Raw genomic sequence first — 15,094 nt, 5'->3', positions numbered from 1 at the left:
TTTTTACCTCAGCGGATAATTTCCCGCCATTCCAAATCGCCGCGTTCCAAAGCCTTAATCAAAAGCTCGGCCGTCGCCAAATTGGTTGCCACCGGAATATTGTGCATATCGCACATCGACACAATAATCGAAACATCCGGCTCATGCTGCTGCTTGGTAACCGGGTCTCTTAAGAAAATCACCATATCAATTTCATTATGGGAAATCCGCGAACTAAGCTGCTGTTCGCCTCCCAAATGTCCCGCCAAATATTTATGCACCGATAAGTTGGTGACATCCTCAATCAACCGGCCGGTCGTGCCGGTACTGTACAATTCATGCTTATGCAAAATGCTGCGGTACGCGATGCAAAAGTTTTGCATCAACTTCTTCTTGGCATTATGAGCGACTAATCCTATCCTCATTTTCTACCCCTCTTTCTTCAACATCGAAACAAAATACTACCCCTGTAAAAATAGAAACACAAGCCTACGTTCTCCGTCTTACATCAAGCGCACTACCCCATCAGTACGCCTCAAACTCGCCCTTTCGCCTCATCAACTCCGTTGTCCGCTGCATGCTGACATTTAAAACCAGGCCCATGATAATCATATTACCCCATAAAGAACTAATCCCATAGCTGACATAGGGCAAAGGCAATCCGGTATTGGGCAGGATTCCGGTCGTGACACCGATATTGATAAAAATCTGTGCCGTCAGCATCCCGACATAACCCATACCGATCAGCCGCCCGGTCATATCCGGACTGTCCTTGACAATCAGCAAAATCCGAATCAGCAAAAGAAAAAACAGCACCAATAAAATACTGCAGCCGATAAATCCAAACTCTTCGCCAATAATGCTGAAAATAAAATCAGATTCCGGTACCGGCAAATAATCATACTGATGCAGCTTACCCTGATACAAGCCTTTGCCGGAAAGCATTCCGGAACCAATGGCCTGCATCGAGTTAATGGTTTGATAATAAATATCCGGAAAGTTTTCCGGATGCAGCATTGCCATCACCCGCCGGTACTGATTGGCACTTAAAAGGACCTGATCCGGCCGCTGAATATAGCCAAACAGAAAAATCCCTCCCGGCAGCACTACCATCAGCACCGCGACAATATATTTATAGCTGAGCTTTGCGCCGTAAATCATAACCGCAAACAAAACAATAAAAACCATACTGGTCGATAAATCCGGCTGTTTCAGCACCAGCACAAACGGAACACCGATCAGTATCAAAGAGCCAAGAATAACAAGGGGCTGATTGATCTTTTCTTTAAAAAGGTCAAAATACTTGGCCAGAACGATAATCATAAAAAGCTTGCCAAACTCGGACGGCTGAATCTGAAAGCCGCCGATTCCCAGCCATCTGGTACCGCCGTATTTGGCTTCGCCAAACTTCCAAACCGCTAAGAGAAGCCCCAAATTAAGCAAATAAATCAGGGGCGAAAGCCTGGCTATAAAATGATAATCGACAAAGGCCGTAATCAAAAGCAGCACCAAGCCGGTCGCAAAGCCTAAAACCTGTCTTTTGACATAATAATCCGTACCGTAAGTTGCACTGCTGATGGCCACAATTCCGATACCGGCAATTGCTGTCACCAGGAGCAGGCTAAACCAGTCAAAGCGCTTTAATTGATATTTTTTCAACATTTAGCGGGGCTTATGGATGTTCTTGATTGGAATATTAGCAAACAAAGCCGGTACCGGTGAATGTGACGTGTCCGAATCGGTTGTTCCAATCTTAATATCCATTTCTCTTTCATCATAATCCATATATTTTTTAATGACCTGCAAAATATCTGCCCGAATCATTTCCAACAGCTCAGTATTACAATCCGCCCGGTCATGAATCAAAACCAGCTTCAGTCTATCCTTGGCGATATCTTTTGAGGTGTCTTTCTTCTTAAAAAAGTCCATTAATCCCATGCCGCACCTCCTAATTTCCTTTAATTGCCTTCATGAGCCGCTGAAACAGGTTTTTTTGCTCAAACAGATTCAAATACTCAACATCCTCGCCCATGATTCTTTTAGCGATATTCAAATACGCCCGACCGGCTAAAGAGTTTTCAAACTTTAACACAATCGGATCACCGGTATTGGTTGATATGACTACATTCTCATCGTCCGGTACCACACCGATCAGCTCGATTGCCAAAATCTCAATGACGTCATCGACCGACATCATTTCACCGCGCTTAACCATATCCGGCCGCAGCCGGTTGACAATCAGCCGGTTATTTTTAATGTCATTGGCTTCCAATAAGCCGATAATCCGGTCGGCATCCCGAATCGCCGAAATCTCCGGCATCGTTACAATCAGCGCCCGGTCAGCTGCTGCAATCGAGTTTTTAAACCCCTGCTCAATGCCCGCCGGTGAGTCAATAATAATATAATCAAACTCTGTCCGCAGTTCGTCGGTTAATTTCTTCATTTGCTCGGTATTGACCGCGTCTTTATCCCTGGTCTGGGCAGCCGGCAGCAAATACAGATTTTGATTTTTCTTGTCTCGAATCAGGGCCTGCGACACCCGGCAGTTTCCCTCAACCGCATCGACAATATTATAAACGATTCGGTTTTCCAGCCCCAAGACCACATCCAGGTTGCGCAGTCCGATATCTGCATCCACCAATACTACCTTTTTGCCGCTCAGTGCCAGCCCCGAACCGATATTGGCTGAAGTCGTGGTTTTTCCTACTCCGCCTTTACCGGATGTTACTACGATTACTTCACTCATTTTCTACTCCTTACGCTCTATAATTCCAGATTTTTACTAAGACTGTGCGAAAGCGGTTCAATCGCAATCTGCTCAGCATGAATATACGCAATCATCGGATCGCCGCCCGCTTCGCCTTCGTTCTCAAAACGTCCGTATACATTGTTGATTTGCAGCAAGGTTGGCCGCATTTCCAAAGCAAAAACAAAAGCATTGGGCTTATCGGCCAAACCGCAGTTAACCACTCCCCGGAGTTTGCCCAAAATAATGGCACTGCTGCCGGCGTTCACGATTGCCCCGTTATTGACATCGCCCAAAATAACAATTGCCGTATCGACCGATAGGCTTTGACCGGAACGAAGCGTGCCGTTATGAAAGGAAATGCCTTTCTTTTGAGCCGCTGCCAGCAAATGACTGAGCTCCGTTACTTTTTCTTTCAGAATCGGGGCTTCGTTTTTGTCATGATCCCCAACCGACAGAATCTCCATTTTCGAGTACCTGCGAATCACTTCCAAAAGCTCATGCTTTTCGGTTTCGGATAGAGCCTTGCCGGAAAATTCCAAAGCAACTTTGGCATCATCAAAATATCCCTTGGCCTGCGTTAATTTTTTTTGCAGCGCTGCGATCATTTCCGACAACCCGGCTGTTTCTTCTATTTGTATAATCAGGCCGTCCTGCGTTCCTTTGATCGAAACCGCCTCTTTACTCATAAGGATTTCCCTCGCTTCCTGAATTTTAATTACCGTCAAAACTCTCGTCTTTTATTATACCAAAAAAAAATCGTTTGTATAGTGATTTTTCAAAAATCCTCAAATTTACTGTGTTAAAGAATCGGGCGGGCTGCCGTATTCTTTTTCCAGTTCGTAATAATACGCATATATATCCTTGGCAACCGCTCCGGTGATGCCGGCTGAGGAGATCAGCGGCGTACTGCCGAAGGGGAGCGTGACCACGACCGCTATTTCCGGATCGGACATCGGCGCCAGCGAAACATAAACCGAGTGATCCGGCCGGAGATTAGTCTGCTGCGCCGTACCGGTCTTGCCGCCGACTTCAATCGGAAAGCCCCTGAAAACAGCCAAACCAGTTCCGTAAGAGGAAAAGTTTACATCCTTCATTCCCTCATAAACCGCCCGAAAAGTTTCTTCCGGGATACCAGTTTCCGTTTCTATCTTCGGTACCTGTTTATAGTAAATACTGCCGTCCGCTTCGTTAATCTGGTGAATCAGGGTCAAATAATAGAGCGTGCCGCCATTACCGACGGTATTCATATAACGGGCCAAATGCACCGCCGCATAAGCATTTTGTTCCTGTCCCATCGCAGCCGTAGCCGGATTGGCAATATGTTCAACCGGATTCAGACTCCCCGGCGCAATCGGCATTGCTTCCGGCAATTCAATGCCGGACAAAGTTGACAGTCCAAACATCGCCGTATACTTGCGCAGCACTTCATCGCCGGCCGCCGGATCATAATTTCCTTTTTCGGTAGCCAGCCGGTAACCGACTTCGTTAAAATAAGAATTACAGCTGACGCCGATTGCCCGCCGCAGCGGAATGCTGCCGTGACTTCCACCCAACGAGCCAATCCAGCAGCTGATATGCGGTGTCAGCTTGGTAAAGACACCGGTACACGGCAGCAGTGAGTTTTTAGTGATAACCCCTTCCTCCAGGCCGGCAATTGCCGACAGCACTTTAAAGGTCGAGCCGGGCGCAGTCCTGCCCTGAGTAGCCGTCGGATAAAGAGGATTGGCCTTATCTGCTAAGAGCTGCTGGTAATATTCATTATCAAATTGATTGACCAAACGGTTGTTGTCATAGCTGGGATACATCGCCAGCGCCAAGACTTCGCCGGTATTGACGTCAGTTACCACCGCCGCTCCGGTACACGGATCCAGTGCCACCTGTGCCGGTGTCAATTTCAGTTCGCCAATCATTTTTTTCATAAACTCCAGCGGCGTGAGCCGTCCGGCTTTGACCGCCTGATAAGTGGCCTCGTCCACCTCAACCGCTCCCTGCTCGATTAAAGTCAGTGATAATTCCCGGTAAGGCAAAAGCTCTTTATCCAGCATTTCCAAAAACAGCTTTTTCTCAAAAGTGAAGTTTTCTGAATATTTTTCCGCTATCTTTTCCCGGCTGACTTGGTCATAGCTGTACTCTGCCGGAATAAAGCCCTCTTTAAAGTAAAACTCCAGCAGCCCCTTAAAGCTGATCGCTTTTTTTTCAAAATCTTCATAACCGGTCGTTTTTTTATAATCCTTGCTTAAAATCCCGTCATGCACCAGGCTCTCCAGATAATAAGCAAAAAACTCCTTTAAATCCTCATTGGCCGAAACATCGGAAGTTTCCAGCACTTTTTTTATTTTATCCAGTCTTTTCTGCTTGTAGTTTTGTGCCGCTTTTTTCAGAGAGGACTGATAGACCTGATTTTCTCCGTCCGGCTGCGCCTGCAAAAGCCTGGCCAGATTAATGGTATTATTATCGACCAGATTGACATAGGCCTCCTTTAATAAGGGGGCGGTGCGATCTTTGTTCTGCCCGCGGCGGAGCACCAGCCGGGTCTTGATAATATTAGCCATTTGCCGGACTAAAATATCCTGCGTCTTGATTTGTAAATCCTTATCAATCGTCAGAAAAATATTTTTGCCGCCCTTGGCCTCTACCGTAGCCAAAACCTTTTTAATCCGGCCCAGACTATCGACTTCCACGGTTTGATAGCCCTTGGCTCCGTGCAGCATCAGCTCCATACTTTTTTCAATCCCGATCCGGCCCGCCTGGTCCTCCCGGCTGTAGCCGTATTCTTCGTATTCTTTAAAAGTTTCCTCATTGATTGAGCCGATATAGCCAATAATATGAGAAAAATATTCCGGATAAAAATACACCCGGTTATAGTCCTCGACAATTTGAAAGCCCGGCAGCTTTTCCCGGTTTTCCTGAAGCTCGGCCAAGGTTTCCGGTTTGATATTGCGGGCAATCTTTTCGGGAATGAACTTATAAAAGCCATTGGCCCAAATAGCGTAGCGCAGGGAAATCAAATACAACTTTTCCGTCGGCAGAAGCTCTTTCAGCCACTCACCATAGGCCGCCTCATCTTTAAAGGATTTTTTAAACCAGCGCTCCGCCAAAGCGCTCATTACTTCCGCCGCCGAAATATTTTCTTTTTCAAACAGATCCTTTTGAAAACGGCTGATTTTGGTTTCGCTTAGTTCAGGCTTATAGCGGAATTCGCCATTTTCATTTAAAAATACCGGAAAATCAATATTCAAATGTTCGCCGTTGCGCAGCAGAATTCGGGAAAAAGTCAACAGATCCTGAACCTGGCTTTTCGTATAAACGCCGGTATCATAAGTAACACTGTATGAGATTTGGTTTTCGGTTAAAGGTACGCCGTTGCGGTCATAGATATTCCCCCGCCGCCCGTCAATCGCCACTTCCCGCAGGACTTTTAATTCAAACTCCTGGTCAAACTTTTGACCGTTGACAATCTGCATTTGAAAAAGCCGGGCTGCCAAAATGCTGAACGCAAAGACGATGACAAAAAGCAGCACCACCATCCGATGCGTCACCAGGGAAAAAATATATTTTAAGATTTCTTTCATTCCAGTTCACTTTCTTCCAATTTCTTTTCCCATTTCAGGAACTTGTGATGAATAAACACAAACAGCCGGTAAAAAGCCGCACCGACCAAAACCGTGTAAATCATATCCGGTAAAATAATCCGTCCCAAAAAATAAATAAAGTTCAAATTCCCACGGAATAAATAACCGATGATATAAATGCATAAATTATAGCTCATGTCCGCCAAGCCAATAATTAATAGCGGAAACATAAAGTTTTCCTTGGAAAATACATAATAGGTCTTACCGGTTAACAGCCCCACACAGGCATACAGAAAAAAGTTCAAACCCAGCGACCGGCCGAAAAAAAGGTCAAGCAATAGCCCCAGAGAGGCGCCAAATGCCAGTCCATAATATTCGCCCCGCAAAAACGCAATCAAAGTCACCGCCACAATGATAAAGTTCGGCTTAATCCCGTTGATCGCAATCCAGGTAAAAACCGTAGTCTGTAAAAAATAAATCAGCACTATCAAAAATGCTATGATTCCGACCCGCTTCATTCTGTTTTCTCCGCATCCGCCGTTTCACCGATAATGACCAGCACTTCTTCCAGGTGCTTAAAGTCAACCGCCGGCTCCAAAACTGCGGTTTTTGATAATTTATTGGGATTGACATTGATATCCCTGACCGTTCCGATCAAAATGCCCGGCGGATAAATCTTGCCCAAATGCGAGGTGACAATCTCATCTCCGATAATCAAATGCGTATCCTCAGCCATTTGTTCAATCAGCGCCATTCCGTCCTCGCCCAGCTTTTTATTGCCCGAAACCGTACAAAGATCCGAAGTTCTGAGAATCTTGGCACTGACACCGGACAACTCGTCCAGAAGGGAAATCACCGTTGAATCCTGCTCCCGAACCTGAATAATCTTGCCGACCAGGCCATTGCCGGCAGTCACTGCCATATCGACCTTCATCCCCTGCGCCGCACCCTTGTCAATAATAAAAGTTTCATACCAGTTGCCCGGATTTTTGCCAATCACTCGGGCGCCGGTCTTGGGATAGTCGGCATAGCGCTTATCCAACTGATACAAAGCCCTTAACCGGTCCAACTCATTTTTTTCCTGCTCCAACAGCTTTTTTTCATAGCGAAGCGTATCAATCTCTTTTTTCAGCTGCTCGTTTTCCGCCTCCAGCTCCTGCGCATCTTTAACATTTTCCCAGGAGCGGTTTAAACGCTGAAACAAATCGCTTCCGATTTTTTGCACCGGAGTCAACACAAAAGACACTACCCGGCCCGGAAACCCGGAATTACCGCTGGTTAAAAAACTCATGACCAGCGCCAATACGCCCAGTACAATGATTATATTCTTGACCTTTTTCGGTTCTTTCATTTTTGCTATCCTTTACTTACGTTTCCCTTACTATCAAACTTTTTCGCTGCCGCTCTCCTCACACAAAGACAATATCTTTTGACAGCGAAAAGTTGAGTCCTTTAATATAATCCTCTTTGTTTTAAACTGACAAACTGATGCCGGCCGATAATGATATGGTCTAACAGCGTAATATCCATCAGCCTCGCAGCTTCATTGCACTTTTTGGTAATCAGCACATCCTCAGCCGAAGGCTCCGGGTCGCCGCTGGGATGATTATGCATAAATACGAGCGACACCGCCGAATTTTTCAAAGCATATTCCAGCACTTCGCGCGGGCTGACCAGCGAACGGTTGATGGTACCGACAAACAGGTTGCGGTCAGAAATAATTTCATTTTTGGTATTGAGCAGAATTACTTTAAAATGCTCCTGCCCCAGTTCGCACATTTCTTCCATATAATACTCGGCCACTTCCTTCGGGCTGCCGATTCGGTAACAGGCTTTGCCCTTTTCCCGGCTGTAACGTCTGGCAATTTCCAGTGCCGCTGTCAGCTGAATCGACTTAACCGCACCAATTCCCTTTATTTTTTGCAGCTCCGCCAAAGTGAGTTTCCCGATTCCGCGAAAGCCCTGACCTGCCTGCAAAATTTCTCTGGCCAAATCAAGCGGCGATTTTTCCCTAGTGCCGGTTCGCAGCAAAATCGCTAATAACTCAACATCCGTCAGGTTTTCCGCCCCATACCTAGCCAGCTTTTCATAAGGCATCTCACATGCCAATAAATTCATCATATCTTTTCCCTCGCTTCAAAGTTCTAAGGCCCGAACCGGCCAAGAACAAACAGTCTGAAATTAGGTCCTTCTGGTCAAGGGAAATAAAAGAAAGAAGATGTGTCTTAAAAAATATTTTAGCATACCTATTTGTAAAAAACAATAAAAATTCGTTTTTTACAAACTCAACTTGCCATGCCTTTCTATGCCCGTCCTTACCGATAACTTCCAAAATATCCGTCTGAAGCTGACCGTCAGTAATCAAGGGAAATTTAGGATTCTCCTATCAGCTCCCGCAAATACTCGGCAATCCCGTCCTCGTCATTGCTGCCAATGACGATATCGGCCGCCTGTTTAACCTCGGTCAGCGCATTGCCCATCGCCACGCCCACTCCGGCCAGGCGCAGCATACCGATATCGGCCAAATCATCGCCAAAAGCAATGATATTATCGGGCAAAATACCGCTGGCCGCACAGAGTTTCCGAATCGCCGTCTCTTTGGTTACGTCTTTTTTGGTAAACTTATACCAGAAGCTGTCAGAAAAACGAATACTGTCCGTCTCCGGCAAGGCTTTTTTAAGTTTTTCCGCCTGCTCCGTCTCAAAAATCTCAACGCACAGCTTTAACGCATCCTGGCAAAAATCACTAAAATCGGTATAGACGCTGCCGCTCCAATTTTTTTCGGAACTTCTGGGATCGACTTTATAATTCCAATAATGAGCCGCCGCCGTATCAACCGTAATTTGACACTCGGCGCCGCAAATTTCCCTGGCCGCCTGAATCATCTGCCGGGTTTCTTCAGCCGAAAAAGCAGCTTCATAAATGCATCGCCCACCTGCTTTGATCAAAGCACCGCCGCTGACAATCAAAAAATCCGGCTGCAGCTCTCTCAAAAAAACTAAACTGTTCTGCTCACCGCGGGCAGTACAAATTCCAATTGGAAGCCCTTGCCGGCGGCAATCCCGAAGCGCTGCCAGCACAACCGGGGATATTGTTTTATCGCTGCGTAAAAGCGTTCCGTCCAAATCAAACAATAACAGCTCAACTTTGCCATAATCTTTGGGAATCATCATTTTTTCGGCTGCTCCTTTATATTTTTATACGCGTACAGATTTTTCGGCCGAAACCGATTCAGCCGCAGGGCATTCGTCACTACAAAGACACTGGAAAAACTCATCGCTGCCGCACCAATCATCGGACTGAGCAAAATCCCCCAGCGGTACAAAAGCCCGGCTGCCACCGGAATCCCAATCACATTGTAAAAAAACGCCCAGAACAAATTCATTTTGATATTGCGCAAAGTCGCGCCCGACAGCTCATACGCCGTCAAAGCGTCTGCCAAATCGCTCCGCATCAGCACAACGTCCGCCGACTCCAGCGCCACATCGGTCCCCGCCCCAATCGCAATGCCGACGTCAGCTCTGGCCAAAGCCGGGGCGTCATTGATTCCATCGCCGATCATCGCCACCCGGCTGCCGGCCGCCATTAATTTTTGAATTTCATTATCCTTATCCTGCGGCAAGACCTCGGCAATCACCTGATCAGCCCCCACGCTTTTTCTGACCGCCTCGGCCGTTTCCTTATTGTCGCCGGTCAGCATCACCACCTGAATTCCCTCGGCCTGTAAGCCGGTAATTGCCGCCCTGCTGCTTTCCTTCGGTAAATCAGCCACGCCAATCATGCCCAAAAGCCCATCTTTTCCGGCAAAATAAAGCGGCGTCTTGCCTTCGGCTGCATACTTTTCGGCTGCCCTGTATCCGGCCTGCCAGTGCAGGCTGTCTTCGGCTGCTAAGCCCTGCTCCCGCATCAGTCTTTCATTTCCGGCAAAATAATCCTGACCGTCGATTTGGGCTTTGACGCCCAGACCTGATAAAGCCTGAAAATCAGAAGCTTCCGGTGCTTTGATTCCTTTGGCCTCCGCTTCCCGCAAAACCGCAGCCGCCAGCGGATGCTCGGATCTTGCTTCCAAAGCGGCCGCAATGGCTAACAGCCGCTCCGGTGAAACCGCAAAGGCTTCCATATCTGTTACCGCCGGTTTCCCCTCGGTAATCGTACCGGTTTTATCCATCGCCATGACCTTGACATGACAAAGATTTTCCAACGCTTCCGCGTTTTTATATAAGATTCCGTGTTTGGCACCTACTCCTGTGCCAACCATAATCGCTACCGGCGTAGCCAATCCAAGTGCGCAGGGACAGGAAATAACCAACACCGAGATCGCCCTGACCAGCGCAAATTCAAAGCTTTGTCCGGCCAAGAGCCAGCCTGCCATCGTTAAAAGCGCCAGTCCGATCACCGTCGGCACGAAAACACCGGCGATTTTATCCGCCAATTTGGCAATCGGCGCTTTCGAGCTGCCCGCTTCTTCAACTAAGGCTATGATTTTAGCCAGCGCCGTATCTTCACCGGTTTTAGTCACTTTCATAGTAAAATAACCGCTGGTATTGAGCGTCGCACCGGTAACCGTATCACCGCTCCGCTTTTCTGCCGGCATGCTTTCACCGGTCAAAGCCGATTCATCCACCGCCGACACCCCTTCCAGCACCAAGCCGTCCAGCGGTACCCGGCTGCCCGGCTTAACCGCCAAGATATCGCCAACCCTGACTTCCTCCAGCAGCACCTCCTGCTCCTGCCCGCCGCTTAAACGAATCGCCGTTTTAGGTGCCAGATTCATCAGCGCTTCCATCGCTGCCTTGGTTTTGCCCTTGCTGATGCTCTCCAAACTTTTGCCGAGCGTGATCAAGGTTAAAATCATCGCCGCACTCTCAAAATAAAGGTCATGTAAATATTGGTGCGCAATTTCCAGTTGACCGTGACCAATCCCGTAACTAATCCGGTACAAAGCAAAAATGCCGTAAACAAGGGCAGCCGACGAGCCGAGCGCCACCAGGCTATCCATATTGGGCGCCCGATGTACCAGTCCCTTAAAGCCGCCGGTATAATATTTTTTATTTAAAAGCACAATCGGTAAAGTCAGCAAAAACTGGGTCAGGGTAAAGGCAACGCCGTTTTCCACGCCGCTTAAAAAAGCCGGCAAAGGTGCGGCAATCATATGCCCCATGCTTAGGTACATCAGCGGCAGCATAAAGATAACCGATCCCCACAGTCGAATCCGCATTTCCTTCTGCTCCGCTGCCTGAATACTTTTTTGCTCCTGCAAAGCGGTATTTTCCTTCTTTCGGTCGGCAGTTTCCGGCGGTGCGACCGGACAAGCCCCATAGCCAATCTTTTCAATGGCAGCCACCATCTGCTGGGCGCTGACCTTGGCTTCATCATATTCGACCTGCATATTATTAGCCAGCAAATTAACCTCTACGGCCGCTACGCCTTCCATTTTGCGGATTGTCCGTTCCACCGCCGCCGAACAGGCGGAACAGCTCATCCCCATAATATCAAACTTTTCTTTTTTCATACCTACTCCGTTCTATCTCCGTTCTATCTCCGTTCTATCTCCGTTCTATCTCCGCTCAAGCTCAAATACCAAATACTGCCAGTAAAAAGCTGCTGTCCTTGCGTCCACCGCCTTTTTTTTAACTTGCCCTGCCCAAAACTTCTCTATCCTGCCAGAACGAGCGGCCGGCTCCGGTCAAACCGCTTCCCGGTTCTGCCCGGGCGGCATCCGGCTGAACGAAAAGACGCATCTTCTTACAAGCAGAAAAATGTCGAAAACTCCGCTTTCTGCCGGGCAGGCAGCCATCCTTTGCTTAAAAAGCCTTATCCTTATTATAGAAAAAGCCGACTGGTTTGTCAATTTAAAATCCGGCGGTTTGTCAATTTGTTTGTTTTGATGCGTTTTCCGCTTCTTTCGCGCCGGTCATAATGCCAGGATTATATCCCGAAAATAAACCAAAAAGCAGAAGCACAGAAAACTCTTAGTATCTGCTGCTTCTGCTTATTATTTATTCTCTTATGACCCTGCACTTAACGCCCGCTGCAGTCTCTTATTTCAGCGTCAACAGCAGCGCCATTTTAAATCTGCCGTTAGCTGTCACGCTGTGCAGGCCGCCCTTGGCAAACCGAAAGTTCTCGCCGGCCTGAATCGGATGATCCTGTCCTTCATAGCCGATTACGGCTTTTCCTTCAAGGGCAAAGACCAGCGCATCGCCCGGAGCGCTGTGCGGAGAAAGACCCGTTCCCTCGTCAAAAGCCATAATCACAAACTTCATCGCTTCATTGGAAGCCACATCCATATTAACAATGCTGCCCGGCTCATAGGCAACAAGTTCCGCCAATTTAAAAACTTCACCAGCTTTTACCGCCTGATTCATCAAAAACTCCTCTCCCGGAATAACTTCCGTATAAACTGACCCATTTACTGTTTCCATGCCGCATAAAGTCCCGGCTGGGACAATCAGCAACTCGCCGGCTTGAACGGCCATCTGCTTTCCGTTCTCTCGACCGCCCAATTCAAATACTGTTCTTCCGGCCGCGCCGATATAGAACTTCGGTGTAGGATAAGTTTCAGCACTGATATCGGTTCCCGCTCCCAAAGAAAAGTAAACAATATCCGCTTTGGCTCGTATCCCGGAAACCGTGGATATTGTCATGCCGCTTCTGGGCGGCCGATCTTTCGCAATTGAAAAAACTTGATTTTCAGCCATTGTCACTCCTTCATTGCTTGTGATATCGTAATTCGAGGCAAGATATCCGGCACCCTGGCATCAGCTCAAAAGCCCGTTCGCCCGGAGCGCCGCTTAAAACATTTCTTTTAAAAAACGAATATCCCTCTGCGCTTCAGCCGGCACCATTTCCTCCCGAATCAGGCAGCTGTCCGGCCGGTTGGCTCTGACCCAGGCGGCAATCGCATTGTATTTAAGGACGCCTTCCCCCAAAAGCCTCGGCACATATTCACCGGCCGGCGACACAGTAAAGTCTTTGATATGAAAGACTTCAATCTGCTCCCCCACCGCGCTCAGCCATTTTGTCCAATAAGCATCCTGATCGGTCGTTGCCGGAAACTCCAAAAGATTGGCCGGATCAAAGATCAGTTTCAAATGCTTGTTATCCTGTGCCTTGTGCAGGACTTCCTGAACCACCTCCAGACCGGTCAGCGGATGCCAATACACCGGTTCCAGCGCCAGCGTCATATCCACCGCGTTGGCCTTTTCCAATATCCGCCAGATACTGTCTAACATATAGGGCTGCCACTCTTTTCGCTCCTTCGCCGATAGCCGGGCATAAGCCGTTTCCGTGCCGATCACCCCGGCTCCCAGTTCTTTAGCCCAAATCAGGCAATCGCAAAAGGTTGCCACCGCCTTTCGCCGGATTTCCTGATCGGGGTTCGCCAAATCCATATAGCAGCCAAATACAGCAATTTCTATCTTCTGCCGGTCAAACTCTTCCCGGATGGTTTCAATCAGCCGGCCGTCGATGGCGGCATAACTGTCCACGCCGGCAAATACCTTAGGCAGCACCAGCTGGGCCGCGTCATAGCCTTCCTGCTTTAAAAGCTGCGCCAGCTCTTTAACTTCAAAACGCCCGTAATCATGAGCCCGAACTCCTATTTTCATCCTGTTCTCCTTGCCTTTGCCTGCCTGAACGTTTTCATTTATCTGGATAAATACTCAATTGCCCGCACCAGCGCCAGAATGGTTAAAGACTGGCCATAGGCCATCGGCGCAATCACGATATTTTTATAATGCTCCGCATTATATCCCATGCCGGTGCCGGCAGAAACATTCAGCACCGTTCCGTCGGCGTCAATGTTCTGCAAAATTGCCTTAATCGCCCGAAAAGCACAGTCCAAATATTCGTCGCCTAAAATTCCGGTCTTAACGCCCCGCAGGATTCCGGCAGCAATGGCAGCCGAACCGGATACTTCCTCATAACTGGTCGCATCCGTCAACACAGTATACCACAAACCGGACGGTGCCTGCAACTCTTTCAGCTTTTTCACCTGCGCTTTATAGGTATTGACGATAAATGTTTTTAAGCCGGCATTCATCTTGCCGTCAAAGGCCTCAATATATTCCAAAATACCAGCGGTAAACCAGCTGTTGCCTCGGCACCAGAAAACGCCGCCAAAATTATTGCGGTCGTTAAAGGTCCAGCCATGATAAAACAGACCGGTTTGCTTGTCATACAGGTATTTTATATGCATCAGCACCTGATGCTCGGCCTCCGCCACCCAATCCGGCCGCTGATAGCGATGTCCCATTTTATTTAAGAACAAAACCGTCATAAAAATGGTGTCAATCCACATTTCATTTTCATTTAAGCGGACACCGTAGCGGTCGCCGTTGGCGCTGGTCACATGCTGAAAGCCGCCTTCTTCGGTCCGCGGCAGGCAGTTCATCAACCATTCGGCCCAATCCAGGCAAAGCGCTTCAAACTCCGGATCGTTAAAAAATTCATTGATTTCCACTAAGGTCAAAAGCGGCGCGGTCGTATTGATATTGCGCGAACCAAGACCGGCCTGCAAATTATCCTTGAACCAGCGGTATAAAAAATCCTTGTATTCTTCCCGGCCCAGGCACTTGATCAGCTTAAAAAGCCCATATAAGCCGACTCCCTGCGGCCAGTCCCATTCCTTGATGCCAAAGTCTCTTTTAAAGTAGCCGATTGCCTCGCCGCCCTTTGCCTTGAGTTCTTCCTCATTCTCCGGCCCTTCCAGATGCATCAGCTTATCAATGACCAAATCCAGTTTTTCAATAATTTCCGCTCTTTTAATCTCCATGGCTTTCCTTCCCGTTTG

General features: G+C 48.0%; 15 protein-coding genes. All 15 read right to left on the bottom strand.

Features of this window, described 5'->3' with window-relative positions; all coding sequences use genetic code 11:
• Positions 1-8 precede the first annotated feature (8 nt).
• Positions 9-404: a methylglyoxal synthase gene (locus C3V36_08855; GenBank protein AVM69342.1), complete on the bottom strand. Its 396-nt coding sequence runs from the start codon at positions 402-404 to the stop codon at positions 9-11.
• Between the two features lie 100 nt (positions 405-504).
• Positions 505-1,641 (bottom strand): hypothetical protein, encoded by a 1,137-nt coding sequence (locus C3V36_08850; protein AVM69341.1) that lies wholly within the window; start codon positions 1,639-1,641, stop codon positions 505-507.
• Positions 1,642-1,917, bottom strand: a complete 276-nt coding sequence (locus C3V36_08845) for a cell division topological specificity factor MinE (GenBank protein AVM69340.1) — start codon at positions 1,915-1,917, stop codon at positions 1,642-1,644.
• A gap of 10 nt (positions 1,918-1,927) precedes the next feature.
• On the bottom strand, positions 1,928-2,725 hold the full coding sequence (gene minD / locus C3V36_08840) for a septum site-determining protein MinD (GenBank protein AVM69339.1): 798 nt from the start codon (positions 2,723-2,725) through the stop codon (positions 1,928-1,930).
• Between the two features lie 17 nt (positions 2,726-2,742).
• The gene (locus C3V36_08835; protein AVM69338.1) at positions 2,743-3,414 is read right to left on the bottom strand and encodes a hypothetical protein; all 672 of its coding nucleotides are present in this window, start codon (positions 3,412-3,414) and stop codon (positions 2,743-2,745) included.
• Positions 3,415-3,519: 105 nt separating this feature from the next.
• The gene (locus C3V36_08830; protein ID AVM69337.1) at positions 3,520-6,300 is read right to left on the bottom strand and encodes a hypothetical protein; all 2,781 of its coding nucleotides are present in this window, start codon (positions 6,298-6,300) and stop codon (positions 3,520-3,522) included.
• Complete coding sequence (mreD, locus tag C3V36_08825) at positions 6,297-6,818, bottom strand: rod shape-determining protein MreD (GenBank protein AVM69336.1); 522 nt, start codon at positions 6,816-6,818, stop codon at positions 6,297-6,299. The genes C3V36_08830 and mreD overlap by 4 nt, the downstream gene beginning before the upstream one ends.
• The gene (mreC, locus tag C3V36_08820; GenBank protein ID AVM69335.1) at positions 6,815-7,651 is read right to left on the bottom strand and encodes a rod shape-determining protein MreC; all 837 of its coding nucleotides are present in this window, start codon (positions 7,649-7,651) and stop codon (positions 6,815-6,817) included. The genes mreD and mreC overlap by 4 nt, the downstream gene beginning before the upstream one ends.
• Before the next feature lie 101 nt (positions 7,652-7,752).
• Positions 7,753-8,421, bottom strand: coding sequence for a hypothetical protein (locus C3V36_08815; GenBank protein AVM69334.1), 669 nt, complete (start codon positions 8,419-8,421; stop codon positions 7,753-7,755).
• Positions 8,399-8,665: a hypothetical protein gene (locus C3V36_08810; protein ID AVM69333.1), complete on the bottom strand. Its 267-nt coding sequence runs from the start codon at positions 8,663-8,665 to the stop codon at positions 8,399-8,401. The genes C3V36_08815 and C3V36_08810 overlap by 23 nt, the downstream gene beginning before the upstream one ends.
• A 7-nt stretch (positions 8,666-8,672) precedes the next feature.
• Complete coding sequence (locus C3V36_08805; protein AVM70493.1) at positions 8,673-9,470, bottom strand: Cof-type HAD-IIB family hydrolase; 798 nt, start codon at positions 9,468-9,470, stop codon at positions 8,673-8,675.
• On the bottom strand, positions 9,470-11,812 hold the full coding sequence (locus C3V36_08800) for a copper-translocating P-type ATPase (protein ID AVM69332.1): 2,343 nt from the start codon (positions 11,810-11,812) through the stop codon (positions 9,470-9,472). Before C3V36_08800 ends, C3V36_08805 begins: the two co-directional genes overlap by 1 nt.
• A 529-nt stretch (positions 11,813-12,341) precedes the next feature.
• Positions 12,342-13,001: a cupin domain-containing protein gene (locus C3V36_08795; GenBank protein AVM69331.1), complete on the bottom strand. Its 660-nt coding sequence runs from the start codon at positions 12,999-13,001 to the stop codon at positions 12,342-12,344.
• A 93-nt stretch (positions 13,002-13,094) separates the two neighbouring features.
• The gene (locus C3V36_08790) at positions 13,095-13,910 is read right to left on the bottom strand and encodes a sugar phosphate isomerase/epimerase (GenBank protein ID AVM69330.1); all 816 of its coding nucleotides are present in this window, start codon (positions 13,908-13,910) and stop codon (positions 13,095-13,097) included.
• 38 nt (positions 13,911-13,948) lie between these two features.
• Positions 13,949-15,076 carry a glycoside hydrolase 105 family protein gene (locus C3V36_08785; protein AVM69329.1) on the bottom strand — a complete coding sequence of 376 codons (1,128 nt, stop codon included), beginning with the start codon at positions 15,074-15,076 and terminating at the stop codon, positions 13,949-13,951.
• Positions 15,077-15,094 lie beyond the last annotated feature (18 nt).

The sequence above is a fragment of the Lachnospiraceae bacterium oral taxon 500 genome (assembly GCA_002999035.1).
Classification (GTDB): Bacteria; Bacillota; Clostridia; order Lachnospirales; family Vallitaleaceae; genus W11650.
This window is presented reverse-complemented; position numbering and strand designations above follow the sequence as displayed.